The sequence below is a fragment of the Rhizobium leguminosarum genome (assembly GCF_004123835.1).
Lineage (GTDB): Bacteria > Pseudomonadota > Alphaproteobacteria > Rhizobiales > Rhizobiaceae > Rhizobium > Rhizobium leguminosarum_M.
In genome coordinates this window covers 1,217,412-1,242,069 of record NZ_MZMU01000003.1, presented here as the reverse complement: position 1 = coordinate 1,242,069, position 24,658 = coordinate 1,217,412, and the positions used below count along the sequence as shown (strand labels likewise).

The window sequence follows — 24,658 nt, the reverse complement described above, 5'->3', positions numbered from 1 at the left end:
CCTGACTGCAGTAGAATGCTAATCTGGAAGGCATGCTCCCAATTCATGGAAGGATAGGATGGATCGCCTCGACGCCATGACCGTGCTTCTTGCCGTTGTCGAACAGGGCAGCCTGTCGGCCGCTTCACGGCATCTGCGATCCCCGCTCGCAACCGTCAGCCGCAAGGTTTCGGAACTGGAAGCACATCTCAACGCCCAGCTGCTGCAACGGAGTAACCGGAAGGTCACGCTGACGGAGGCCGGCCGCTCCTATGTCGAGGCGGCACGGGAAATTCTTAATCGGGTGGAAGAGGCGGAACGGACGGCGGCCGGCGAATACAGCGCCCCGAAGGGCGAGCTGACGATGACCGCGCCGATCGTTTTCGGGCGGCTGCATGTCCTGCCTGTCGTGGTGGATTTCCTGAAAGCCTATCCCGATATCAATCTGCGGCTGATGCTTGGCGACCGGCTGTCGAACCTCGTCGAGGATCATATCGACGTGGCGCTGAGGATCGGCAACCTGCCGGACAGCAACCTGATCGCCACAAGGCTCGGCGCGATCCGCCGCACGGTCTATGCCAGCCCGGATTATCTGACACGGCACGCCCTGCCCCGGCATCCAGGCGATCTCGCCGGGCATGACTGCGTCACCTTCGAGGGCATGGCCTCGATGCTGAGCTGGACATTCACCGAGGGGAAACATGATCTCACGGTGCCGATCCGATCGCGGCTTGCCGTCAACACCGCCGAGGCCGCGGTCGATGCGGCTGTCGCCGGCCTCGGCATCACCCGCGTGCTCTCCTACCAGGCCGCACGCGCCGAGATGGCCGGTCTGCTGGTGCCGCTGCTCCAAGATTTCGAACCGCCGCCGGCGCCGGTGCATCTCGTTTATCCCGCGCAGGGACTGGTACCCCTGAAACTGCGGGCGCTGCTCGATTTCGCGACGCCGCGCCTGCGCGCGACGCTGAGATAGGCCCTAAAGCGCGTCGCGATCTTTCAGATTCGCCCCTCGCGCTTTAGGTCTTTGCTTTTACGCATGTCGTTATCGCAAAACCGCTGCACACTTTTGCGCGACATGCATTAGGCGAGCTTGCCCTCTTCCGCCTTGTAGAAATACTGGCTGGCGACCAGCCAGCCCTTCAGCGGCCGGAGCGGCGGAATGCAGGTGGCGAGCATGAAGGGACCGGTGACCAGAAGCTGCACCCAGATCGGCGCCGAAAAGGCCACCTCCAGCCAGACGCCGAGCAGCACGCTCGGGATGCAGGCGAAGCAGATGACGAAGAAGGCCGGACCATCGGCCGGATCGGCGAAGGAATAATCGAGACCGCAGACCTCGCATTCCGGCTGCAACGTCAGGAAGCCCTTGAACATATGGCCCTGGCCGCAGCGCGGGCAGCGTCCCTTGATGCCGGTCTGCATCGGAGGAAGTGGGGGATATTCCGTGTCCATGACGATCTCGCTTTCTTGCTTCGCAAACATTGATGCTATCAATATTTGCAATGACTGCATGCAATATAATTACATTATGGGGAAATTACCAGTCAATTCGCCAGAATGCCGCAGAGCTCCCCAGCGTATGCCGGCAGCAAGCTGACTGCAGATTTATCAAGCAGCATTTGGGGCGCAGCCAGGCCTGGCAGCTTGGGCGGATCAGACGTGAACGTGGTGGTTACGCTTCGCCCATGCCCGGATAGATCTGGGCGCGACCGATCTGATTTCGACCGCCTCCGGCTTTCGTCCTGCCTGATCAGCCCGGAGCCGGGTTCTGCGTCAGAAGAACGACGCCGCCATTTCCGGCGGGCCTTCCAGCGCGTGGGCCATGAATTCCAGTGCGCCCTGCAGTTTCTCCCGGGTGATCGGTCCGCCAAGGCAGACACGCACGGCCTCGGGTGCCGTGCCCTCGACCGTGAAGGCATCGCTTGCCACGACGCCGATGCCGGAAGAACGGGTATGGCTGCCGAAGGTGGAGCGGGTCCAGCCGTTGGAGAGCGGCAGCCAGATGTTGAAGCTGATCGGATCGGCGCGGTAGCTGCTGGCCGGCAGGATGGCGGCGACCATTTGCTGGCGGGCGGCGGCTTCGGCGCGAATGAAACGCAGGATCGTATCGGCAGTGCCGTCCTCGACCCAGCGGGTGGCGAGCGCCACGGTCAGTGGCGAGGCCATGACATTGTTGGCGCGCATGGCGCTGACGAAGGGCCACACGGCCTTGCTGTCCGGCGCCACGACATAGGCAAGTCGCAGACCCGCGCCGATGCATTTCGCCAGCCCGCCGATATGCCAGGTCAGATCGGGCGCTGTTGCGGCGAGCGGCGCCGGGCCGTGCTGCGGAATGAAACCATAGGCATCGTCCTCGACGATCGGCACGTGATATTTGCGGGCAACGGCGCAGATCTCCTCGCGGCGCCTGGCCGGGATGGTCAGCGTCGTCGGGTTCTGCAGCGTCGGATTGAGATAGAGCGCCTTCGGCTTCAATCTTTCGCAGGCCTCGGCAAAGGCGTCCGGCAGGATACCGTCCTCGTCCATCGGCAGGCCGGTCAGATTGAGCCGCAACTGGGCGGCGATCGAGCGCATGCCGGGATAGGTGATGATTTCCGAAAGCACGGTTTCGCCCGGCTTTGCCAGCAGGCCGAAGATCGCCAGCAGGGTCGGATGGGCGCCGGGTGTGACGAAGATGCGCTCCTGCGAGGGCACCAGCCCGCGACGGCTGAGCCAGGAGGCAGCAGCCTCCTTGTCCATGCTGGAGCCGCCGAAACCCTGGTAGCGCAGGAGCGGAATGAGGTTCGCCGCCACCGCCGACATGCCCTCGCGCATGCGGGCGATCAGCTCGGGATCATCCGGTTCCGGCGGCATGTTCATCGAGAAATCGACGATAGAGGCGCGGCGGGGATCGGGCGCGGCGTCGGGCGCGAATCCCTGGCGCTCCTTGTCCGCGCCACCGGTGACGAAGGTGCCTCGGCCGACATGCGAATCCACAAGCCCGCGCTTCTGCGCCTCGACATAACCTCTCGCTACCGTCGTGAAATCCACATTCAGCCGCTTGGCGAGTTCACGTTGTGGCGGCAGCCGGTCCCCAACCACCAGATGTCCGCTGCGCAGATCCATTTCGATCACATCGGCTATCGCCATATAACGCGGGCTGCTGCTGCGGCTGAGATCGGGATGCCAGTCTTTCATGTCGAAATCCGTATCGGTCTGATTCCTGATGAGATTGACCGTATATTGTTGCACAATGCCGCTGTCACGAAAAATGTCACGCGCCAAGTCCGGAGAACGACGCAGGACGGAATGGCGCAGCTTTTGCGTACGCCTTGATACGTTTTAATGACGGATTGTCGCCGGATTTGCCTGCCGTCTGCGCAAATACAATCTGGCACTGCGACTGCGCTGTCGCAGGCGGATTTCGACAGCGTGTGCGCCAATGACGTGCTGACGATCCGCTCGCCTTGCCGATCGGCTTTCACCCGAGAAGGCCCGGGTGAGGCGCGAGGACGGCAAGACAATCAGCAGCGTCTTCAGCGCGTATTGACGAGGGTTTGCCGCGAGCTATGGCTTCAGGCCTACGCCGCGAAAGCGTCAATGCCGGTCAGCCTTGCCGACAAGATCCACAGGCGTGCCGCCTCCTCGGGATCGGCTGCATGGTCGCTGACGCCGCCGGGTTCTCCAACCGTTGCGCGGATGGCGATATCGCAGTCCTCGCAATAGAGGCCTCCCATACCGTCGAGTTGCGGCGAGGTCGCCGCCCAAACCTGCGTGGCGGCCCCCTGGGATGGCGTCTTGAATGTCGGATCAATCGGGTTGCCGTCCGCATCGATCCAGCCGGCCCCGACCATTTCCTCCTTTGCGAGATGGCGCTGCAAGGGGGTAAAGATCTTGCCCGGGTGCAGCGAGAAGGCGCGGATGCCGGTGTCGCGCCCGAGCCTGTCCAGATGCACGGCGAAAAGTGCGTTGGCGGTCTTCGACTGACCGTAGGCCCGCCATTTGTCGTAACCGGTTTCGAATTGCACATCCTCCCATCGTATGGCCGAGTTGTGATGGCCACCGGAGGAAACCGAAACGATGCGAGCGCCGCGCGAGATCGCCGGCCAAAGGCGGTTGACCAAGGCGAAATGGCCGAGATGATTGGTCGCGAACTGTGCCTCCCATCTGTCGCCGACACGCGTTTCCGGGCAGGCCATGATGCCGGCGCTGTTGATCAGGATGTCGATGCTGCGGCCAGACACGACGAACCGCTCGGCAAAGACACGAACGCTTTCGAGGTCGGAAAGGTCGAGCCGATCAATCTCTACGCCATCGATACCGGCGACCGCGCTGCGCGCCGCCTCGATGCTCCTTGCGCCGATGGTCACCTTGGCGCCGGCGCCCGCCAGAGCGCGCGTGGTCTCGAGCCCGAGACCGGAATGGCCGCCGGTGACGATGGCGCGCTTGCCGGAAAGATCGAGACCGGCCAGAACCTCGCCGGCCGTCGTGTGGGCTCCAAATCCGGAGCCGATGGGGACTTGTTTGTCACTCATGATAATTACCTTTGTTCTGCGACGTTGCCGTCGCTCGGGATGACGGTCGCGAGAATAAGGCGTGGCCTCCAGACGATCCATGCGCTAAAGTCCGACATATCTTCGCCATCGTCCGGATTTTTACATGGACCCGTTATCCGATGTTCTCGCATTGCTCAAACCGCGCAGCTATGTTTCCGCGGGGCTTGACGCTGGCGGCGCTTGGGCGATCGATTTTCCGCCCCCGGATGGCATCAAGTTCAACGCCGTGATTTCAGGCGCGTGCTGGCTGAGCGTCGATGGCGTCCCCGAAGCTGTCCGCCTGGAGGAACGCGACTGCTTTCTGCTGACGCGCCGCCGAGCCTTTCGTCTCGCCAGCGATCCGGCGCTCGAAGCGATCCCGTCCGACGCGATCTATTCGATCGCCCGCGACGGCATTGCGACTTGCAACGGCGGCGGCGATTTCTTCCTGATCGGCAGCCGTTTTTCCTTTTCGGGAGGAAATTCGGACATCCTTCTCGGAATCCTGCCGCCGATCGTCCATGTGAAGAGGGATTCCGATCACGCCGCCGTGCTGCGCTGGTGTCTCGATCGGATGACGCGCGAACTGCGCGACCAGCAGCCGGGTGGCTTTCTGATGGCGGAGCATTTTGCTCATGTCATGCTCATGCAGGTGTTGCGCCTCCATATCGCATCGCCGAATGCGCGCGGCGTCGGCTGGCTTTTCGCGCTTACCGACCGGCGGATCGGTGCGGCTATCGGTGCCCTGCATGCCGATCCAGCCCGCAAGTGGACGCTGCAGTCGCTGGCTGAACGGGCCTCGATGTCCCGGTCCAGTTTTGCTCTCCACTTCAAGGAAAAGGTCGGGCTTGCGCCGATGGATTATCTGACGCGCTGGCGCATGCTCCTCGCAGGTGACCGATTGACAAACTCGGCCGAAGCAATTGCCGGTGTCGCTCTGTCGCTCGGTTATGAATCCGAAAGCGCATTCAGCACCGCTTTCAAGAGAGTGATGGGATGCTCGCCGCGGCAATATGGTCGCGCTCAGCCGCCCGGTGCCATGCGAGATAGTCTCAGCGCTCAGTGAAACCTTGATTGGTGCAGGCATCGGAGGGAGGTCGCGCGTTGGCCTGCCGAAATTCCCTCCGATACGGTCTTGCACCCGCCGTCCATTCTCTTACCTATTCAAGGAAGAATGCGCCGGCTTTCGGCCTTTCGCGTCGGCGCCCATCGGGATGAAAGCATGAATATCGATCCGATTTTGCGGTCAGTCGTGGCCGTCCGTTCCTCCATTCCGGAAGATGCCTTCACGGCGGAGACGCTGGGCACTGTCCGGGAAGGCAGCGGCGTGGTCATTCGCGACAATGGGCTGGTGCTGACCATCGGTTATCTCATCACCGAGGCCGAAGAGGTCTGGCTGACGACCCATGACGGGCGTGTAGTTCCCGCGCACGCGCTTGCCTATGATCAGGAAAGCGGCTTCGGCCTGGTCCAGGCGCTTGGGGCCCTGAACGCACCGGCGGTGGATCTCGGCGACGCGGCCACGGCCAAGCCCGGCGATCCCGTCGTGCTGGCCGATGGCATAGGAGAATTCGTCGAGGCAAATATCGTCGCCCGGCAGGAATTCGCCGGCTATTGGGAATATCTGCTCGACGAGGCGATTTTCACGGCACCAGCCCATCCCTCGTGGGGCGGTGCGGCGCTGATTGGTTCGGACGGCAAGCTTCTCGGCATCGGTTCGCTTCGCCTGCAGATGAGCCATGGCGACGAGGTTGCCGATATCAACATGGTCGTGCCGATCGACCTTTTGCCGCCGATCCTCGACGATCTCTTGAGCCGGGGCCAGGTCAACAGACCGCCGCGGCCCTGGCTCGGCGCCTTCTCCGCCGAGAGCAATGGCGGCGTGGTGGTCATGAGCGTGGCCGAAGGCGGTCCGGCCGCCCAGGCGGGCCTGCGTCAGGGCGACATCATTTCGGAGATCCGCGACGAAGAGGTCGATGGCCTGGCCGATTTCTACCGAAAACTCTGGAGCAGCGGCCCGGCCGGCGCCGAGATTCCCATGCGGATACTCAGGAATGGCCGGGAAGCCTGGCTGCGCATCAAGTCCGCCGACCGCAACAGCTTTCTCAAAAAGCCGCAGCTGCAGTAAGGTCGCGCCAGCGTCGTGAAGGCCGCTGACGCTCATTCGAGCGGATTGTCCGGGCCTCCCTACCCCGCCTCACAGATTTTCCGGTGTGATCGTCAGGAAGCGCACCGGCTCAGTGCTGACCTCCACCTCGATGAGACCCAGCCTGTTCAGGGCAAGGTCTATCGATCGTCTCGCCTGCACCTCCGGCGCCTGGTCGAGCACGATCGACATGATGCCACGACTGAGATAGTCCTGCGTCTCTCCCGTCAATTCGTGGCCGACCCAGAACGGCCGCCCAGCCTTGTTTGCCTCGAGCACCCTGGCAACACCCTTGTTGTCGCCGCCCGCACTATAGACGCCGATGATGCCGGGTTCGCGCCCGAGGGCCGCCTGCAGCAGCTCCATGGCATTGTGCTCGTCATCGAGGTCGAACATGACCTCGATGAAACGGTGCTCGTTTGAACCATTCTCCGAGAGATAGCTGGAGAAGCCGCGGATCCGCTCCTTATGATTCTCATAGGCGCCGCTGTGGCAGAGAGCGACGAACGAACCGGGGCGCTGCGCCAGCATGCCCGACATGTAGTGAGCCGCCGTGCGTCCGGCAGCGTAGTTGTCGATGCCGACATAGGGCAGTTCGGGGGCCGGACGAGTCATGATCTGAATGACGGGGATACCGAGACCGGCTGCCTTGCGCACACTGGTGACGACATCGGCATGGTCGGGCGCAACCACGATCAGCGCCGACCGGCGTGCCGTCGGATTGGCGATATAGCGGGCAAATTGCGCCGGCTCGTTCTCGCGGACGAAGGTGCGGTGAACGGTGATGCTGTCGTCGAGCGAGGCGGCGATGCGCTCGAACGCCCGGTTCAGCCGCGAATAGAAGCTGGTCTCCGGGCGAACGAGGATTACCTCTATCCGGATCAGGCCGCGATGGGCGACCGGCAGGCTTTGCCGGTATTCAAGCCGTCTTGCCGCCAGGAAGACTTTCTCCACCGTCTCCGGCCGCACGCCGCCGCGGCCGTTAAGGACGCGCTCGACGGTCGCGGTGCCAACGCCGGCTTGGCTTGCGACATCCTTCAAAGTCACCTTCATCAGGGCTCACTCACTCCCAAAGCTGACACAGCAGAGCATCGGCACGCTGCGCCGTCAATGATCAAATTTGATCAAGGAAGCATTGGAGCATGGGGGCGCCGCGGCAGTATCGTGCTGGCAATCCGGGAGGAGCACCGGACGTCCGAAACAACCGAGATCAAGGATCATCCGCCGGCGCGAAGCGGCCGGGGATGACGGAGGAGCCAGATGAAGATCGCACTCGACCCGCATATGCACCGTCACCTCAACCTGCGCGACCTCTGCCGCAAGGCAGCGGAGCTCAGTTATGAGCATATCGAGCTTTCACCGCGCGACGATTTTCTGCCCTGGTGGGTGCGCCCGCGGGCACACAAGGAACGCATCGCGGAATTCAAGGCGGCCCTGAAGGATCACGGCGTCCAGCTCGCCTCGATCCTGCCGATGTATCGCTGGGCGAGCCCGCATGAGGACGAGCGGCAGGCCGCGGTGCGCTACTGGAAGGAAGCAATCGCGATCGCCGCCGAAATGGGCTGCGATACGATGAACTCGGAATTCGGCCGCGGGCCGTCGCCGGATCGCAGCCACCGCGCCAGCTGCTGCGGCGGCATGCATACCCACGAGCACAGCGAAGCCGCCTGGTGGCGCTCGATAGAAGAACTCGTTCCGGTGTTCGAGCGCGAAGGCGTGACGCTCAACATGGAACCGCATCCGGAAGACTGGTGCGAAACGCTGCATCCGGCGATCGACATGCTGAAGACCATCGGCTCGAAAAACGTCAAGTTCCTCTACTGCGCGCCGCATACCTTCTATTTCGGTGACGACATGGCGCAGATGATCCGCGATGCCGGCCCGCTGATCGCTCATGTGCATGTGGCCGACACCTATAATCACAAGGCCTCATCCGGGCTGCGCTACATCATCAATCCGCCGGGCGCGAAGGTCACTATCCATCGGCACATGGATATGTACCAGGGCGAGATCAATTGGGATGTCTTCTTCTCCTCGCTCGCCGCGGTCGGGTTCGACGGCATCATCACCGCCTGCGTCTTCGGCTGGGAGGAGCGCGCCGACGATTCCGGCCGCTTCATGCGCTCCGAAATTCAAAAATATGTCGACAAATACTGGCCCGGGAAACTTGGCTGATCGTCAACATCCGCCCGGCATTCCACTATCAGGAATAAAACAGTGACCATCACGATTACGACAGCCCCCTGCTGCTGGGGCGTGGACGACGTCAACAATCCAAACCTTCCCGCCTGGGAACGCGTCTTCGACGAGGCGGCGGCGGCAGGCTATGGCGGCCTCGAACTCGGGCCCTATGGTTACGTGCCGCTGGATGATGCGCTCGTCACCAAGGCGCTCACCGAGCGTAATCTCTTCATCGTCGCCGGCACGATCTTCGACGATCTGGTCTCTCCTGAAAACCGAGAGACATTGCTGCGACAGACGGAGGAAATCTGCGCCGTCATCACCAGACTGCCGCAGCCGGAACAGGTGGCGGGCCAGCGGTTCAAGACCCCCTATCTCACGGTCATGGACTGGGGGCACGACGAACGAGACTATGCCGCCGGCCATTCCGATCGTGCGCCGCGTCTCGACGACAAGGCCTGGGCCGGGATGGTCGCCAATATCACGGCGATCGCCGAACTCGCTCACCGCAAATATGGCGTGCGCGCCGTCATCCACCCGCATGCGGGTGGCTATATCGAATTCGCCGATGAGATCGAGCGGGTGGCAGCTGACATTCCGCAGGAGGTCGCCGGCTTCTGCCTCGACACCGGCCATAGCTATTATGCCGGCATGGATCCCGTGGAGATGCTTCGTCGCTATGCCGCCAGGCTCGACTACGTCCACTTCAAGGACATCGACCAGACCGTCTTCGACCGCGTGCTTGGCGAGAAGATCCGCTTCTTCGATGCCTGCGGACAGGGCGTCATGTGCCCGATCGGCCGCGGCGTCATCGATTATCCCGCCGTCAAGCGAACGCTCGAGGAGATCGGCTATCACGGCTTCATCACCGTCGAGCAGGAGCGTGATCCGAGGAATGTCGCCGGCAGCCTCGAAGATGTGAAGCAAAGCCGCGATTACCTGCGGTCGGTTGGTTTTTAGGGAAAAGATGATGACGAATGACAGGCGAAAGCCGATCCGCTGGGGCATGGTCGGCGGCGGCAAGGGCAGCCAGATCGGCTATATTCATCGCTCGGCAGCGCATCGCGACGACGTCTTTGCCCTTGCGGCGGGTGCCTTCGATATCGATCCGGAACGCGGCCGCGCCTTCGGCGCCGATCTCGGCCTCGACGAGACCAGGAGCTACCGGGACTTTGCGACGATGTTTGCGACTGAGGCCGGGCGGGCCGACGGCATAGAGGCCGTGTCGATCGCAACACCCAACAACACCCATTTTGCGATCTGCAAGGCAGCACTCGAACATGATCTGCATGTGATCTGCGAAAAGCCGCTCTGCTTCACCACCGCCGAGGCCGAAGAGCTGAAGACGCTTTCCGAGGCGCGCGGCCGGGTCGTCGGCGTGACTTATGGTTACGCCGGCCATCAGATGATCGAGCAGGCGCGCGCCATGGTCGGGAATGGCGATCTCGGCGAGATCCGCATCGTCAACCTGCAATTCGCCCATGGTTTCCATAGTGCTGCGGTGGAGGAGCAGAACCCCTCGACGCGCTGGCGCGTCGATCCGAAATTCGCAGGCCCCAGCTATGTCCTCGGCGACGTCGGGACCCACCCGCTTTATATCGCCAAGGTCATTCTGCCGCACCTGAAGATCAAGCGTCTGCTCTGCACCCGCCAGAGCTTCGTCAAGAGCCGCGCGCCGCTCGAAGACAATGCGGTGACCCTGATGGAATATGATAATGGCGCGATCGCCACCATCTGGTCGAGCGCCGTCAATGCCGGCTCCATGCACGGCCAGAAGATCCGCATCGTCGGCTCGAAGGCCAGTATCGAATGGTGGGACGAACGGCCGAACCAGCTCTCCTACGAGATCCAGGGCGAACCGGCCCGCATCCTCGAGCGCGGCATGGACTATCTCTATCCCCAAGCCAGGATCGACGACCGGATCGGCGGCGGCCACCCGGAAGGTCTCTTCGAAGCCTGGGCGAACCTCTATCGCCGCTTCGGCTTTGCCATCAACAGAGAGCGCGGCCTCGCTCCAACGGGGATCGAAGAGCTGGTCTTTCCCGATGTCGATGCCGGACTGGAAGGGGTCCGCTGGGTGGAAAACTGCGTGCGGTCCGCCGACGCCGGCGGGGTCTGGCTGGATTATCGCTAGGTCTTCAAGGAGCCCTTGTGCGTCCCTGTCCTCAGATCGCGCCCTATGCCGGCTTACACGGCTGCGCTGGAGACCTGTTCAAGGACGCCTTCGTACCTCTCAGATAAGCGGATCGTCATCTTCCGTTGCCTGCGGCGGACGGCGACGCGTGCTGTCGTTGGCGGCTTTCTTATGCTCGTCGGCAGCTGCCTCGCGGATTTTCTGGAAGCGGTTGTCGCCGGCGTCTTCTGCGGGTGGCTGCGGGTCGCTCTTTTTCACGAAACGGATCATAGGTCATTTCCTGCTTTGAGAGTGGACGCGCTCCGCACACATATCGGAGCGCTCTAGAAAACGGTGTCAGACGGCAAGCGCGGTGGCGCAGGCTTGAACACTCCGGCTGTCGGGTGAGGTCTGCCCAGGCATAGTCGCCCAACCGCCGGCCTCGACGAACTGCCGCTGCTTGTAGCCTTCGGTAATCGCCTTGAACTCGATCAGTTTAGCGCTCGCATCCGGCGCCGCATTGAACCGCTCGACGCAAATGGCAGACGCCAGCTCTCCGCGGGCAACGTCGCCGGCGGCGACTGCCGCTTTGCTCGACGTGCCGCCTGTGACCCAACCTCCCCAGCTGAAGCCGATAATCATCGTGGCGATCGCCGTGACGACGCAGGCCCAGACGAGAAGCGTCTTGGACGGCTGGTAGCTGTCGAAACGCTGGGTGATCGATGTCTTACTGCTGCTCTGCACGGACATTGGAATTCTCCCTGTCTATTGTTCGGGTTGCGCCGTCCAGCGACGCCGGACCGGTTCAGGCTGTTCTCAGTATCCCATATCGCCCATGCCGCCATTTCCGGCTGCGGGGGCGGAGTCTCTTGCGGGAATGTCGGCGATCATCACCTCGGCGGTGATGAGAAGCGCCGCAATCGAACCGGCGTCCTGCAGAGCGGTACGCACGACCTTGGCGGGATCGACGATGCCGGCCTCGATCATATCGACATAGGTCTCCGTCTGTGCGTCGAAGCCCTGATTGTGATCATTGCTGTCGGCGAGTTTTCCGACGACGATGGAGCCCTCGAACCCGGCATTGTCGGCGATCTGGCGGATCGGGGCTTCGAGCGCCCTGAGCACGATCGAGATGCCCGCCGTCACGTCGACGTTCTCCCCTGTCAGGCCCATGAGTGCCGACTTGGCGCGCAAGAGTGCCACGCCGCCGCCGGGCACGATGCCCTCTTCGACCGCCGCACGGGTGGCGTTCAGTGCATCGTCGATACGGTCCTTCTTTTCCTTGACCTCCGTCTCGGTCGCGCCGCCGACGCGGATGACCGCGACGCCGCCGGCGAGTTTCGCCAGGCGTTCCTGCAGCTTTTCCTTATCGTAATCGGAAGTGGTCTCCTCGATCTGCGCCTTGATCTGCTGGATACGCGCCTGGATGGCCGCTTTCTCGCCGGCGCCGTCGATGATTGTGGTGGATTCCTTGTCGATCAGCACGCGCTTGGCGTGGCCGAGCATATCGAGCGTGACGTTGTCGAGCTTGATGCCGAGATCCTCGGAAATCATCTGGCCTGATGTGAGCACGGCAATGTCTTCCAGCATGGCCTTGCGGCGATCACCGAAACCCGGCGCCTTGACGGCTGCGACCTTCAGGCCGCCGCGCAGCTTGTTGACAACAAGCGTCGCCAGCGCCTCGCCTTCGACGTCCTCCGAGATGAGGAGCAGCGGTTTGCCGGTCTGTACGACGGCTTCCAGGATCGGCAGCATCGCCTGCAGGCTGCCGAGTTTCTTCTCGTGAACGAGGATATAGGGATCCTCCAGTTCCACGCGCATCTTCTCGGCATTGGTGACGAAATAGGGAGAGAGATAGCCGCGGTCGAACTGCATACCCTCGACGACGTCCAGTTCCGTCTCGGCGGTTCGTGCCTCTTCGACTGTTATGACGCCCTCATTGCCGACCTTGTCCATCGCCTTGGCGATCATCTCGCCGATGGCGGCGTCGCCATTGGCGGCAATGGTGCCGACCTGGGCGATCTCGCCTGACGATTTGACCTTCATCGCCCTCGCCTTGATTTCCTTGACGACGGCGATAACGGCGAGATCGATGCCGCGCCTCAGATCCATCGGGTTCATGCCGGCAGCGACGAGCTTTGCGCCTTCGCGGAAGATGGAGGCGGCGAGCACCGTTGCCGTCGTCGTGCCGTCGCCGGCAAGATCATTGGTCTTCGAAGCCACCTCGCGCACCATTTGCGCGCCCATGTTCTCGAATTTGTCGGCGAGCTCGATCTCCTTGGCGACGCTGACGCCGTCCTTGGTAATGCGGGGTGCGCCATAGGCCTTGTCGATGACGACGTTGCGACCCTTCGGGCCAAGCGTCACCTTGACGGCGTTGTTGAGCAATTCGACGCCGCGCAGCAGGCGGTCGCGGGCGTCGGTGGAGAACCTAATTTCCTTGGCAGACATGATATTTCTTCCCAGTTCGGTCTTGAGATGCTGGTCACAAATTCGACGCTCAGGCGGCTTTGTCGGCAGCCGCTTCGGTCTTTTCGACGATGCCCATGATGTCGGTCTCCTTCATGATCAGAAGGGTTTCGCCATCGATCGTGACCTCAGTGCCCGACCATTTTCCAAACAGAATGAGATCACCAACCTCGACATCAAGCGGGACTAGATTGCCGCTTTTGTCGCGCAGGCCCGGGCCGACTGCAACCACTTCGCCTTGCTGCGGCTTCTCCTTGGCGGTGTCTGGAATGATGATCCCGCCCTTGGATTTGACATCGCCTTCCGCACGTCGAATGACGACGCGGTCGTGAAGTGAACGGAATTTCATAGAGGTCTTTCTGCTGCCGGCGCGTAGGGCGGCTGCAACTCATAAATAGCACTCGTGGCACTCGATTGATAGGAGTGCCAAGAAATATTATTCGCCCATGAAATTTTTTGAGATATTCAGGAAATCAATCCGACCGGACATTTTGTAATAATCAGGAAATGAATGGAATTTTTTGCGCCATCGCGTTCCATTTTATTTGCGTGAACGAAGAGTTAATTTGGCGTTTTTCATAGATAAATCAGAATTTATCTTGATTTAAACTCAATCGAGGCGCAATGATAGGCCTCGTCGATTTGGCCGACTTGGCTTCGCGGTGTCAGAGACCTACGACCCGCCATCACCACTGAATTCTCGACAGCGATCCATGACGTCGTTCCGGCGTTGAGTTCGCCTGTTCCGATCCGGAATGAGCTTGGCGCTGACCGCGGATGTACCGGCAGCATCGAGTTCGTCCGGTTCGGATCTCAACGATACAGGAAACGCGTCGGTGTATTCCTGCGGAGGCCTCAGCCGTGACAAGTCGCACCACACAAACCGTCGTCCGCTTTTCATCCCCATTCTACCTGCCCGGTTTCGACGGGGCGCAGCCAGCCGGAGAATACCGAGTCGACTATGACGAGGAATTGATCGATAGCGTTTCCAGGCTTGCCTGGCGACGGGTCGGCGCCTTCATCCACCTGCCGGCGATTGCCGCCCAGAGTTCGACGCAGCAGATGATGCCCATCCACCTGTCAGATCTCGAAACCGTGCTAGAAAAGGACCACAAACCGTCATGACCGCTACGCGCATCCCGCAACGCAATGGACGCTCAATCCGGCGCGAGGCAGCAACACATATCTTCAAGGTGGGACAGACTGTCCGGGTGAAAGACGGGTTCTTGGTCGTTCCCTCCAAGCTCCCCGACACATACCGCATAACCGCCACGCTGCCTCTGAGAGGAAATGTGCTGCAATACCGCATCCGCAGTGACGATGAACGTCATGAGCGGGTCGCGACGGAAGATAGCCTGGAACTGGTAATTCTATCGCCCGCCGGCAGCGGCGCAACACTGATCGAGAGGACGTTTGGCCATGGCCACGGCCCGAATGACGAAAGGTTGACATCGTGAACAGCCATGAAGACGACGCCGAACGAAGACAGAATGCCTTCGCCGTCGGCGCATGGGAAAACAAATGTGGCGCGCCCGGCCGCTACTCCATGGAGATCGAACACGACCGCCGGACCGAATCTGTCCGTTCGTGGACCGTCTATCGTGTCGCTGCGAGCGCTCCGGTGCACGCCGACCATGCGATGATCGGCAAGAGCCGTTCGGAGGCTGGGCAAGACATGATGTCCTTCAATCTTCTCAACATAGGATACCGGAAGGAATGGCTCAGGCTGTCGGACGCCGCCCGGAGTGAAACTCCGCCGGTTCAACCATGGCGCTAGCCTTTCTGAACCAAAGCCGTAGCTTCGATGCGGCGAGAAATGCTGTGCGCTTCGTCGGCCATGACGGCATGCTCCAGGTGTTGTTCTTCATCGAGGTTGGCGCGCTGGCGAAATCCGACGCCGCATTGCAAAGAACCGAGCCTTCGGAAACGAGCTGGCTTTCGTCTTTCGACGCCCTGCGCAACTCCATTCAGGACGTGGCACACAAAGCCTATTCCTACCGCCGCCGCGCCTTTTATACTCTAACTGCGGCGGATTTCCGCTAGACGGATCCGGACGCGCGAGAACGCTCCATGTTGATCCGTTACGGCTATGAAATCACGCTGACCTGCCCACAGCCGACCGCATTGGTATGTCTGTTGTCGGTGCATGAGGATCGTGCGGCCGACATCAGAATTCCGGAAACGGTATTCACCACGCCCGATGTTCCCACTTCGACTTATCGCGACCTCTTCGGCAACCGCTGTCTTCGGCTGGTTGCCCCAGCGGGCGACCTGACCATATGGGGCGATGCGACGATCGAAGACGACGGCAAACCGGACAGGTCGCTGCCAGGCGCCACGGAACTCCCGGTTTCGGCGTTGCCGGATGATTGCCTCGTCTACCTGATGGGCAGCCGCTATTGCGAGACGGATCGTCTCAGTCAAATTGCGTGGGATATGTTCGGCGCCGTCTCACCCGGCTGGGGCCGCGTTCAGGCGATCTGCGACTTCGTTCACGGCCATATCCAGTTCGACTACATGCAGGCGCGATCGACGCGGACAGCCTTCGAGGCGTTTCACGAACGTGTCGGCGTCTGTCGCGACTTTGCGCATCTCGCGGTGGCGTTGTGCCGTTGCCTCAACATTCCTGCCCGGTATATCAATGGCCATCTCGGCGACATCGGTATTCCCGTCGTTGATCCGATGGATTTCAGCGCCTGGATCGAGGTCTTCCTTGACGGTGCATGGCATGCATTCGATCCGCGCAACAACACGCCGCGGATCGGTCGTATCATCGTCGCACGCGGGCGCGACGCCGCCGACATACCGCTCATCAATTCCTTCGGACCGCATGTACTGAAGGCGTTTCGAGTCTGGACCTATGAGGTGGCGGACCTGCAGCAGATGCAAAGCGTTGCCGAGGGCGCTGTTTAGAACGAGACCTGGGCGGATGCGGCAGTGTCCAGCCTCAGGCTTTGCCGCAGGCGGCAGGTCGTAGGATTGCCTCTCCCACACACTTTGGCGCGACGTGCTTTAGAACAGCGGTTGAAAGATGTCGGCGTCGAGCCATCTTGGGTGTGAGCAGTCATTAGCGGAAGATAGGGAGTTTCGCAGTCCATGTTCGATCATATTTCCATCGGCGTAAAAGACCTGGAAAGAGCGCGCCGTTTCTACGATGCGGCGCTGGCGCCGCTCGGATATGAGCGCCTGTCCAATTCCGACACCACGATCGGCTACGGCCCGGAAACGGTCGGGCTCTGGGTGATGCAGGTCGAACAGCCTGTTGTTGCCGACATGCGATCCGGGCTGCATTTCTGCTTCATCGCGCCTGATGAGGCGGCGGTCGATGCCTTTCACGCGGCGGCCGTCGCATGCGGCGGCACGGATAATGGTGAACCGGGTGTGCGGCCGGATTACGGGCGCTTCTATTATGCCGCCTTCATCATCGACCCGGACGGCTACCGCCTCGAAGCGTATTTTCACAAAGGCGAACTTTAAAAGATCAGGCCGCAACTCTCGATATGGATACGCGGCAGCCGGAGGCTTCGAGCGCCTGGCTGGCGACGTCGAGGAACAGGCGGCGAAACCAGCGCGCCCGGCCGTCGGCCTGGTCGACGCGGCGATAGAGCATCGTCACGGGATCGGCGGGCAGAGGAAGCGGCAGCTGGCAGATCGTCAGCCCATGCAATTGCGCCATGCATCGGCCGATCGATTCCGGCACGGTGGCGATGGCGGGCATGGCCCGCAGCGCCGTCGGCAAGGCAGAAAAGCGCGGCACGGTCGCTACCACCTGTCTGACGTGGCCGGCGCGGCTCAGCGCGATGTCGATGCTGGTCGCGGCATTGCCTTCGAACGAGACGGTGACGTGGGCGACATTGGCGAAATCCTTGAGGCTCAGCGGCGCCTTTAGGCGGAGTTGAGCTTCGTCGTAAATGCAGATCGATGCCTGGTCGAACAGCGGCGCGCGGATGTGCCAGGAGGCCGGTTCGTCGTGCACGGAGACGCTGAAGTCGAAGACGCCCTCGTCCAGTCGGCGCGCAGCATCGCGCTTTTCGGAAGCGATGCCGATCAGCCGGGCGCCGGGTGAAAGCTGGAGAAGACGGGCGGCAAGCGGGCCGAAGAAGGCCGATTCGAGATTGTCGCACATGCCGATGCGGAACTCGCCCTGCCAGCTTGCCGGATCGAATTCGGCCTGCGGGCGGATGGCGCGCTCGATGCCCGACAGCGCATCCTCGATCGCCGGAGCGATGGAAAGGGCGCGCGGAGTCGGTTGCAAGCCGCGGCCGACACGCACGAACAATTCGTCGTCCAGCGCCTCGCGCAGGCGTCGCAAAGCGGCCGACAGGCCCGGCTGGCCGAGCAGCAACCGCTCGGCGGCGCGACTGACATTGCGCTCCTGCATCAGCACCGAAAAGGCCAGCAGGAGATTGAGGTCGATCTTGCGAAGAGTGGCATCATTCATCATCGTGAGTAATACCTGGCATGGCTACTATCAATTTGCAATAGGAATGGAAGCTGTACATTTTCTCGTTCCCCTGCCGCCCGGCAACCTCCCCCGATGAGCGGCAGCAACGAAGGAACGATTTCGATGACATTTTCCAAATCGCGAGGCGGGGCGGGGCTGGCATTGCTGCTGCTCTGCACCGCCAACTTTCTCGACGCCATGGACGTCTCCACCATCGGCGTTGCCTTGCCTGCCATCCAGGCCGAACTCGGCATGGAGGCGACATCGCTGCAATGGGCCGTCAGCGCCTACGTACTCGGCTATGGCGGCTTCCTGCTGCTCGGCGGGCGGGTCGCCGACGTCTTCGGCCACCGCCGCGTCTTCCTCTGGTCGCTGGCGATCTTTGCTGCCGCCAGCATCGCCGGCGGCTTCGTCGACAGCGGGCCGACGCTGATCGCCGCCCGATTGGTCAAGGGCATTGCGGCTGCCTTTACCGCCCCGGCGGCCCTTGCGCTGCTGCTCTCCGTCTTCGGCGAGGGAACCGCCCGGGCAAAGGCGCTCGGCGTCTTCGCCTCGACCGGCGCCACCGGCTTCGTGCTCGGCATGGTGCTCGGCGGTGCCGCGACGATCTTCAGCTGGCGGGCGACGCTTGTAATGGGCGCGCCCGTCGCCATCCTGACGCTCCTTCTGGCGCCGCTGGCGCTGCCGGCCGACTCCAAAAGGACAGGACCGCGGCCGAGCTTCGACTGGGCCGGCGCGCTGACGATCACACCCGGGCTGCTGCTCTTCGTCTTCGGCATCACCAATGCTGCGGCCGCCGGCTGGCAGGCTTTTGCGACCTGGGGTTCGCTCGTCGCGTCGCTGGTGCTGATCCTGCTCTTCCTCGTGGTCGAAGCGCGGCATGCCGATCCGATGGTACCGCTCGGCATGTTCCGCCGGGCCAAGCTCCGGCATGCCAATGCGATCGCCGCGCTCTTCCAGGGCGCCTATGTCGGCTTCCAGTTCCTGGCGACGCTCTATTATCAGAACGTCATCGGCTGGTCGGCCTTCACAACCGGCTTCTGCTTTGCGCTTGGCGGCGTCTTCGTGATGTTCCTGGCGCCACGTTTTGCGACGCTCGCGCAAAATCGCGGCGCCACCGGGCTGATGGCGGCGGGTGTCGGCCTGCAGGCGTTCAGCTATATCTTCTGGGTGACAGCACTCGGTCATGTCGACCCGATCCTGCTCGTGCTGTTCTCGCAGATCCCGCTCGGTCTCGGCTACGCCATGACCTACCCCTCGGTACAGGTCGCGGCCCTTTCCGACGTGGAGGACGACAAGTCGGGGCTCGCCTCCGGATTGCTTTTCGCCTCCTTCCAGATCGGCGGCGGCATCGTGCTTGCGGCTACCTCGGCAGTCTTCGGCGCCGCACCGCATTTCGGCTGGAACCCCTATGTCGCCGGGATCGCGTTCGTGGCGCTGCTTGCGGTGGCGATCACCCTGCTTGCAGCCGCCGGTCCGCGAACATCGGCCGCCCGGAGCCCCACCTATCAGGCGGCGGAATGACCGTCATCGGCCCGCACCCTGACCGGTGCGGGCTGCTCATGAACCGTAGCGATATCTGCTGCAAGAATCCCGTTGCTTTGCCTGGGTGAAAGGCGCATGGTCGCAACTTCGGCAGCCAGTGTAAGGGCGCTGCCGACTGAGGGTTTTTATACCCTTGCCCCGATGAAAGGAGGACCGATGTCTTCCACTTTCGAAAAGCCGCATCTGACTTCGTCCGATCTCGACATGCTGCAGGGCGTGCTCGACGACGCCGGCTACGACGCCAAAATCCTGATCGGCAACGAACGTGTCTTCAACGTCGCGGCCATACTGCTGATCAGGCTGTTCGAAGAGGGCGTCACCTCGCCGGCCATGCTCTCACAAGCGCTCGAACACCATTTCGGCAAGCTGAAGACGCCGCCGAAACCGGTAACCCCCGTCTTTAACCGATATGCGATACAGGGATTGCCTCGCGAAAGACGCGCCGCCGGCTAGAGCATGATGCCGAAAAGCGTGAGCGGTTTTCGGACGACATCATGCTCTCACTGATGTTCTAGCGGCAAGCGAGCCGCCCGGCTCCTAAGGAGTATTGTGCGAAAAACCCTTTTGCTTTGTATCTGCGTCGCAGCGGCCGGTTATTTCGGATGGGTGCAATTCGGGGCTTACCAACAACGCGAGCAGGCTAGAAATCTTGCAGACATCGACAGGGAGCGCCGGGTGGCGCTCCTGGAAATCGATGGCTGCCAGGCGAAGGTAGACCTGCTTCTGTCGATGACAGACCGCCTGCTCAAGGCCGGTGGTATGCTGGTGCCGCTCGATATCGGACGGGACATAGAACTCTGTCTGGCCCGCGGCATCATGTCGGCATCAGGCCTGGCGGAGATGGAAAGAACGAAGCTGATCCGCCTGTTTCCCGTGAATGACTAAGCGCGTCGCACGATTCATCCCTCGCGCTTTAGTCCTATTGCTCGCATGCAGTTATCGCAACCGCTGCCCACTTTTGCGCGGCACGTATCCCCTGTGGAAATATGGCTTTCCTGCGGCGATGGCCTTAATGGCACCTCAATTTTACTCTATAAGGAGGGCTCGCTGATTTGGTCGATGCGGCATTTGCGGTGACCGCGTTTCCGGCCCCGCCATTTTCCCGATCGCGAAAGCATGGTGACGTCCCGTCTCAACGTCGGGTTTGGCTTTCGGTGACCTCTCCGGTCATCCGCCTCCAGACTGCGATGCGGTTTCAGCAGGCATCATTTTCATTCCATCCCTGCGGCCCGGTGTTGTCGGGTTGCCCCTCATGACGATCCCGCGATCTCCGGTCGCGACCGACAAGCGGGGCGAATACCACGCAGGCTGCGGCTTTCAATTTCGATCTAAAGGGAGATTTTATCGATGGCAAAAGGACAAGTAAGAAGCAATCGCGAGGTCCGGAAGCCGAAGAAGGACAAGCAGGCAGCGAAGGTGGAAAGCACGTTCGCCAATCAGATGAAGACGGCGACCAAAACCGCCCCGCAGGGCAGTGCTCCAAAGAAATAGAACCTCTTATCGAGCCCCCGCTCCGCCCCCGTGCGCATAACAGCGCAAGTGATAGCGTGTCTTGTCGGACGCGCCGCGCTCCGGCGTGACACCATCACCCATTGACATGTTTTCAGAAAAACAGGAATTGCTGCAACCATGACCACTCTTCATACGATGTATCACTTCGACTATCCGCTCTTCCTCATTCGCTCGGCCGTGGTGATTGCACTCGGCTTTTCGGCGATCGCCGCCTTTCACGGCGTCACTCTGTGATCGAATCTGCGCGCCGCAGCGAGTGCGAGGAAATCCAAGTGGCCCCTTTGGGCGGGCCCGACGAAAACCCGGAGAAATCCGAAAACCCGGAGCGATCCGCGGAGCAAGCCGCGCTTTTCGCTGAAAAGCGCTGGCTGAAGATCCTTGGCGGATACCGCCAGCCGCGGGCCGGACGCAGCGCCTTCGAGCTTGCCGTCACCGTCGTCCCCTTCGCGTTGTTCTGGGCTGCCGCATGGGCAGCGGTTCATTACAGCTTCTGGCCCGGCCTGATCCTCGTCCTTCCCGCCGCCGCTTTCCTGCTCCGGCTGTTCATGATCCAGCATGATTGCGGCCACGGCTCGTTTTTCGCTCGTCGCCGCGTCGACGATTGGGTTGGACGCACGATCGGCATCCTGACGCTGACGCCTTACGACTATTGGCGCCGGGCGCATGCGGAACACCACGCCTCGGCCGGGAACCTGGACGAGCGCGGCGTTGGCGACATCGAAACGCTGACGATCGCCGAATATAACGCGCTGTCGCGCTGGGGCCGGCTCGGCTATCGGCTCTATCGCAACCCGATCGTGATGTTCGGGATCGGACCGGCATGGTTGTTCCTCTTCAAGCAGCGCCTGCCCTTCGGCATGATGCGCTCCGGCGCCCTGCCCTGGGTCTCGACCATGGCGACCAACCTTGCCATCGCACTGGCCGCCGCGCTGCTGATCTGGGCGATCGGGATCATTCCCTTTCTCCTGGTGCATCTGCCGATCGTGCTTCTGGCCGGTGCTGCCGGCGTCTGGCTGTTCTACGTGCAGCATCAGTTCGAGGAAACACATTGGTCGAAGGAGCCGGACTGGCAGTTCCAGCATGCAGCCCTGCACGGCGCCTCGCATTACGACCTGCCGCCGGTGCTACGCTGGATCACCGGCAATATCGGCATCCACCACGTACATCATCTGTCGAGCCGGGTGCCGTATTACCGGCTGCCGGAGGTGCTGCGGGACCATCCCGAGCTTGCCGATATCGGCCGCATCACGCTCATGGAAAGCCTGCGCTGCGTCAAGCTGGTGCTATGGGACGAACAGACGAAGCGGTTGGTCTCGTTTCGCGACGCGGCGCGGCTTGCCACAGCACGATAACGGGCGTTAGAGCGGTTTAGCTTTCACGGAAGCGCAGAGCCGCTCTACCCTTCTGCTCCTGGAATTGCTCCAGAGCATGATGACCGTTCTAAAGCGCGTCGCGATCTTTCAGATTCGCTTGTCGCGCTTTAGGTCTTTGTTTTTACGCATGTCGTTGTCGCAAAACCGTTGCACACTTTTGCGCGACATGCTTTAGCGATAGCCTGTCACATCCGCCGGTTTGCCGGGCTCCTGCACTTCCACCATGTAGCGCCAGCAATCCGGCCGCGAACCGTCGATATCGTCGAAGCCATAGGACTTGGCCACTCCGCCGCTCGACAGCGACTGGCCGTTCCAGCGGGCGCGGTCTGGATCGGCGGCGATGGCCGCAACGGCCCGGCCGACGAAGCGCGGGGTTTCGGAAATGGCGAAATGCGGCTGCACCTTCGTCGCCTCGCGCCAGTTCTCTTCGCGCACCTCATAAGCATCCAGCATCATTTCGGAGCGCAACCAGCCGGGCGTAATCGAAACGGCGGTGGCGCCGTGTTTCGCCAGATCCTGCGCATGCGCCCAGGCCATGCGGGTGACGCTCGTCTTGACGAGGTCGTAAAAGGGCGAAAGCCGGTAATGGGTGGCATTGTATTCGGCCGTGCCGTCGGTCACTTCCACTAGCAGCCCGCCCGGCCGCTCGATCATCAGCGGCAGGGCGTAATGGGCAGTAATCAGATGCGTCTCGATACCGAGCTGCAGCATGCGCAGGCCCTTGTCCAGCGAATGCTCCCAGACGGCCTTGTCCCATTCGAACAGTTTCTCGCAGCCCCAGATGTCGTTGACGAGAATATCGAGCCGGCCGGCTTCGCCGCGGATGCGGGCGATCAGTGCCTCGACCTGTTGCTGGATCAGATGGTCCACCTGCACGGCGATACCCTTGCCACCGGCTGACGTCACCAGCTCGGCCGTCTCTTCGATCGTCTCCGGCCTGATATATTCGGATTGCTGAGCGCGCGTCGTGCGCCCGGTGACGTAGACGGTGGCGCCGGCAGCACCGAGTTCCACCGCGATGCCTCGGCCGGCGCCGCGCGTCGCACCCGCCACCAAGGCCACTTTCTCCCGCAAGTTCGCTGTCACTTCTCCATCCTCCACGCTAGAACGGCCTTCATGCCGTAAGCACCCGGGTTTAGCTCCTTGTTTTTACGCAATTCCGGACGGAAAACCGCTTCACACTTTTCCTGGAATTGCTCCAGCTGGCGCTGCTTGTATATAAACGAATGATCGTTTACATTCGAAGCGAATGCAAGAGGAATTTCATGCCGCGCCGCCGCACACTTTCCGATGAACAGCTTCTCGCCATGGTGCTCGCGCTGATCCAGGCCGAGGGGCCGGATGCGGCGACCTTTGCGGCGGTGGCGAAAGCGAGCGGCCTTTCCGGGTCGACGCTGGTGCAGCGTTTCGCGACGAAAGCGGCGATGCTCCGCGCTGCGCTGCTTCACGCCTGGGACCGGCTGGATGCGGAAACGGCGCGGCTTGCCGAGACCGTGCCGAAAACGCCGGAAGGCGCCGTCGCGCTGCTCGTCCGCCTGTCGCAGGATTACGGCGATAATGCCGCCGCCTATGGCGAGGGCTTGCTGGTGCTGCGCGAGGATTTCCGCGATCCGGTGCTGCGGGCCCGGGGTGCAGCCTGGGGAACGGCGCTGACGAAAGCGATCGCACGCTGCTTCAGCTCGGCGAGCGATCCGGAGACGATCGCCCGGCTGATGCTGGCGCAATGGCAGGGTTCGCTCACCTGGTGGGGATTTGGCGCAGACGGCCCGGTGGCTGCCTATGTGGAGACGGAATTGAAGCGCTTCCTGACAGCAGTGAAGCCCTGATCCCCGCTTAGACTAGCATTACAGTTGCATATTGTTGGAATATCTGAATCCATGGGTTTCCATGATCCGTAGGTCATTGGATGACAGGCGTATCGATTGAGGCGACGCTGGAGCTTTGGGCGTCTTCGTTGCGTGATGTGAAAGCGCGAATGCGGCCGCTGTTCACACAGGAGCGGGTAGCGAATTCAGCAAGCCAATTCCTGGACGGTTTGCTGGGAGAAGAGCGGCGCAAGACGGGTTGGATGCGGGCGGAAGGGTTCTGTTGCAAAAATTCCGTTGATGCCCGAAAGAGCGCTGAAGATTTTTCAGCGAGACTTTTGATGAGTGATTTCAAGTGGCGCCATTTTCAGGAGAGATTATCCTTTGGGCGCTGGTACTGCCGCTACGGTGTCATCTACCGCGATCTCGAACAAATGATGGGTGAGCGGGGTGTGCCGTCGATCATTCCACGATTTACCGCCGGGTCCAGAAATATGCGCCCGAGATCGAAAAGCGGCTGCGCTGGCACTGGCGCCGACCGCAGTCAACAAGTGTCGAGGTATCATCTTGAATTCGTTGC

Annotated in this window: 27 protein-coding genes and 2 pseudogenes; 19 read left to right on the top strand and 10 right to left on the bottom strand. The window is 61.7% G+C overall.

Annotation, left to right across the window (positions count from 1 at the left end):
- Positions 1-58: 58 nt before the first annotated feature.
- Positions 59-952 carry a LysR family transcriptional regulator gene (locus B5P46_RS09975; RefSeq protein ID WP_129418511.1) on the top strand — a complete coding sequence of 298 codons (894 nt, stop codon included), beginning with the start codon at positions 59-61 and terminating at the stop codon, positions 950-952.
- Between the two features lie 107 nt (positions 953-1,059).
- Here B5P46_RS09975 and B5P46_RS09970 read toward each other — a convergent pair whose 3' ends face one another.
- The 3 genes from B5P46_RS09970 to B5P46_RS09960 all read right to left on the bottom strand — a co-directional run bounded on the left by B5P46_RS09970 (position 1,060) and on the right by B5P46_RS09960 (position 4,490).
- A complete protein-coding gene (locus B5P46_RS09970) occupies positions 1,060-1,428 on the bottom strand; it encodes a DUF983 domain-containing protein (RefSeq protein ID WP_027665144.1) in 369 nt (122 codons plus the stop codon).
- Positions 1,429-1,749: 321 nt separating this feature from the next.
- Entirely contained in the window at positions 1,750-3,153 is a 1,404-nt protein-coding gene (locus tag B5P46_RS09965; protein WP_129418510.1) for a PLP-dependent aminotransferase family protein, read from the bottom strand.
- A 383-nt stretch (positions 3,154-3,536) separates the two neighbouring features.
- A complete protein-coding gene (locus B5P46_RS09960; protein WP_129418509.1) occupies positions 3,537-4,490 on the bottom strand; it encodes an SDR family NAD(P)-dependent oxidoreductase in 954 nt (317 codons plus the stop codon).
- Positions 4,491-4,614: 124 nt separating this feature from the next.
- Here B5P46_RS09960 and B5P46_RS09955 point away from each other — a divergent pair, with 124 nt between their 5' ends.
- Positions 4,615-5,556: an AraC family transcriptional regulator gene (locus B5P46_RS09955; protein WP_129418508.1), complete on the top strand. Its 942-nt coding sequence runs from the start codon at positions 4,615-4,617 to the stop codon at positions 5,554-5,556.
- A 156-nt stretch (positions 5,557-5,712) separates the two neighbouring features.
- Positions 5,713-6,618 carry a S1C family serine protease gene (locus B5P46_RS09950; protein WP_129418507.1) on the top strand — a complete coding sequence of 302 codons (906 nt, stop codon included), beginning with the start codon at positions 5,713-5,715 and terminating at the stop codon, positions 6,616-6,618.
- A 69-nt stretch (positions 6,619-6,687) separates the two neighbouring features.
- On the opposite strand, the gene B5P46_RS09945 is transcribed toward B5P46_RS09950, so the two are convergent.
- The gene (locus tag B5P46_RS09945; protein ID WP_129418506.1) at positions 6,688-7,689 is read right to left on the bottom strand and encodes a LacI family DNA-binding transcriptional regulator; all 1,002 of its coding nucleotides are present in this window, start codon (positions 7,687-7,689) and stop codon (positions 6,688-6,690) included.
- 207 nt (positions 7,690-7,896) lie between these two features.
- Between B5P46_RS09945 and B5P46_RS09940 the strand changes: the two genes are divergently transcribed.
- From B5P46_RS09940 to B5P46_RS09930, 3 genes are read left to right on the top strand one after another with little or no spacing between them, the layout of a single operon-like run.
- Entirely contained in the window at positions 7,897-8,811 is a 915-nt protein-coding gene (locus tag B5P46_RS09940; RefSeq protein ID WP_129418505.1) for a sugar phosphate isomerase/epimerase family protein, read from the top strand.
- Between the two features lie 42 nt (positions 8,812-8,853).
- A complete protein-coding gene (locus tag B5P46_RS09935) occupies positions 8,854-9,777 on the top strand; it encodes a TIM barrel protein (RefSeq protein ID WP_129418504.1) in 924 nt (307 codons plus the stop codon).
- A gap of 7 nt (positions 9,778-9,784) precedes the next feature.
- Positions 9,785-10,951, top strand: a complete 1,167-nt coding sequence (locus B5P46_RS09930) for a Gfo/Idh/MocA family protein (RefSeq protein WP_164986468.1) — start codon at positions 9,785-9,787, stop codon at positions 10,949-10,951.
- A 99-nt stretch (positions 10,952-11,050) separates the two neighbouring features.
- Here the strand turns inward: B5P46_RS09930 and B5P46_RS34355 are convergent, their stop codons facing one another.
- The 4 genes from B5P46_RS34355 to B5P46_RS09915 form a co-directional block, all read right to left on the bottom strand.
- On the bottom strand, positions 11,051-11,221 hold the full coding sequence (locus B5P46_RS34355) for a hypothetical protein (RefSeq protein ID WP_164986467.1): 171 nt from the start codon (positions 11,219-11,221) through the stop codon (positions 11,051-11,053).
- A 66-nt stretch (positions 11,222-11,287) separates the two neighbouring features.
- A complete protein-coding gene (locus B5P46_RS09925; protein WP_128461436.1) occupies positions 11,288-11,680 on the bottom strand; it encodes a hypothetical protein in 393 nt (130 codons plus the stop codon).
- 66 nt (positions 11,681-11,746) lie between these two features.
- Entirely contained in the window at positions 11,747-13,381 is a 1,635-nt protein-coding gene (groL, locus tag B5P46_RS09920; protein ID WP_129418503.1) for a chaperonin GroEL, read from the bottom strand.
- Between the two features lie 49 nt (positions 13,382-13,430).
- Entirely contained in the window at positions 13,431-13,748 is a 318-nt protein-coding gene (locus B5P46_RS09915) for a co-chaperone GroES (RefSeq protein ID WP_003557889.1), read from the bottom strand.
- Positions 13,749-14,260: 512 nt separating this feature from the next.
- Between B5P46_RS09915 and B5P46_RS09910 the strand changes: the two genes are divergently transcribed.
- The 6 genes from B5P46_RS09910 (at position 14,261) to B5P46_RS09885 (ending at position 16,876) form a co-directional block, all read left to right on the top strand.
- On the top strand, positions 14,261-14,524 hold the full coding sequence (locus B5P46_RS09910; RefSeq protein ID WP_129418502.1) for a hypothetical protein: 264 nt from the start codon (positions 14,261-14,263) through the stop codon (positions 14,522-14,524).
- Positions 14,521-14,856, top strand: a complete 336-nt coding sequence (locus B5P46_RS09905) for a hypothetical protein (RefSeq protein WP_129418501.1) — start codon at positions 14,521-14,523, stop codon at positions 14,854-14,856. The genes B5P46_RS09910 and B5P46_RS09905 overlap by 4 nt, the downstream gene beginning before the upstream one ends.
- Positions 14,853-15,176, top strand: coding sequence for a hypothetical protein (locus B5P46_RS09900; protein ID WP_129418500.1), 324 nt, complete (start codon positions 14,853-14,855; stop codon positions 15,174-15,176). The genes B5P46_RS09905 and B5P46_RS09900 overlap by 4 nt, the downstream gene beginning before the upstream one ends.
- Positions 15,167-15,442, top strand: a complete 276-nt coding sequence (locus B5P46_RS09895; protein WP_129418499.1) for a DUF1488 domain-containing protein — start codon at positions 15,167-15,169, stop codon at positions 15,440-15,442. The genes B5P46_RS09900 and B5P46_RS09895 overlap by 10 nt, the downstream gene beginning before the upstream one ends.
- Before the next feature lie 27 nt (positions 15,443-15,469).
- Positions 15,470-16,312: a transglutaminase-like domain-containing protein gene (locus B5P46_RS09890; protein WP_129418498.1), complete on the top strand. Its 843-nt coding sequence runs from the start codon at positions 15,470-15,472 to the stop codon at positions 16,310-16,312.
- Between the two features lie 183 nt (positions 16,313-16,495).
- Positions 16,496-16,876, top strand: coding sequence for a VOC family protein (locus B5P46_RS09885; RefSeq protein ID WP_129418497.1), 381 nt, complete (start codon positions 16,496-16,498; stop codon positions 16,874-16,876).
- A gap of 4 nt (positions 16,877-16,880) precedes the next feature.
- Here B5P46_RS09885 and B5P46_RS09880 read toward each other — a convergent pair whose 3' ends face one another.
- Entirely contained in the window at positions 16,881-17,843 is a 963-nt protein-coding gene (locus B5P46_RS09880) for a LysR family transcriptional regulator (RefSeq protein ID WP_129418496.1), read from the bottom strand.
- A 123-nt stretch (positions 17,844-17,966) separates the two neighbouring features.
- Between B5P46_RS09880 and B5P46_RS09875 the strand changes: the two genes are divergently transcribed.
- From B5P46_RS09875 to B5P46_RS09860, 4 genes are all read left to right on the top strand, one after another.
- The gene (locus B5P46_RS09875) at positions 17,967-19,367 is read left to right on the top strand and encodes an MFS transporter (RefSeq protein ID WP_129418495.1); all 1,401 of its coding nucleotides are present in this window, start codon (positions 17,967-17,969) and stop codon (positions 19,365-19,367) included.
- 96 nt (positions 19,368-19,463) lie between these two features.
- The gene (locus B5P46_RS09870; RefSeq protein ID WP_184501169.1) at positions 19,464-19,841 is read left to right on the top strand and encodes a hypothetical protein; all 378 of its coding nucleotides are present in this window, start codon (positions 19,464-19,466) and stop codon (positions 19,839-19,841) included.
- Positions 19,842-19,937: 96 nt separating this feature from the next.
- Positions 19,938-20,273 (top strand): hypothetical protein, encoded by a 336-nt coding sequence (locus tag B5P46_RS35375; protein WP_129418494.1) that lies wholly within the window; start codon positions 19,938-19,940, stop codon positions 20,271-20,273.
- Positions 20,274-21,181: 908 nt separating this feature from the next.
- A complete protein-coding gene (locus B5P46_RS09860; protein WP_206735338.1) occupies positions 21,182-22,252 on the top strand; it encodes a fatty acid desaturase in 1,071 nt (356 codons plus the stop codon).
- Positions 22,253-22,444: 192 nt separating this feature from the next.
- Here B5P46_RS09860 and B5P46_RS09855 read toward each other — a convergent pair whose 3' ends face one another.
- Positions 22,445-23,359 carry an SDR family oxidoreductase gene (locus B5P46_RS09855; RefSeq protein ID WP_129418492.1) on the bottom strand — a complete coding sequence of 305 codons (915 nt, stop codon included), beginning with the start codon at positions 23,357-23,359 and terminating at the stop codon, positions 22,445-22,447.
- A 179-nt stretch (positions 23,360-23,538) separates the two neighbouring features.
- On the opposite strand from B5P46_RS09855, the gene B5P46_RS09850 reads away from it, so the two are divergent.
- The 3 genes and pseudogenes from B5P46_RS09850 to B5P46_RS09840 form a co-directional block, all read left to right on the top strand.
- Positions 23,539-24,099: a TetR family transcriptional regulator gene (locus B5P46_RS09850; RefSeq protein WP_129418491.1), complete on the top strand. Its 561-nt coding sequence runs from the start codon at positions 23,539-23,541 to the stop codon at positions 24,097-24,099.
- An 80-nt stretch (positions 24,100-24,179) separates the two neighbouring features.
- Positions 24,180-24,353: pseudogene (locus B5P46_RS09845) on the top strand (IS701 family transposase); the annotation flags it as partial.
- Positions 24,354-24,419: 66 nt separating this feature from the next.
- Positions 24,420-24,640: pseudogene (locus B5P46_RS09840) on the top strand (IS6 family transposase); the annotation flags it as partial.
- Between the last annotated feature and the right edge of the window lie 18 nt (positions 24,641-24,658).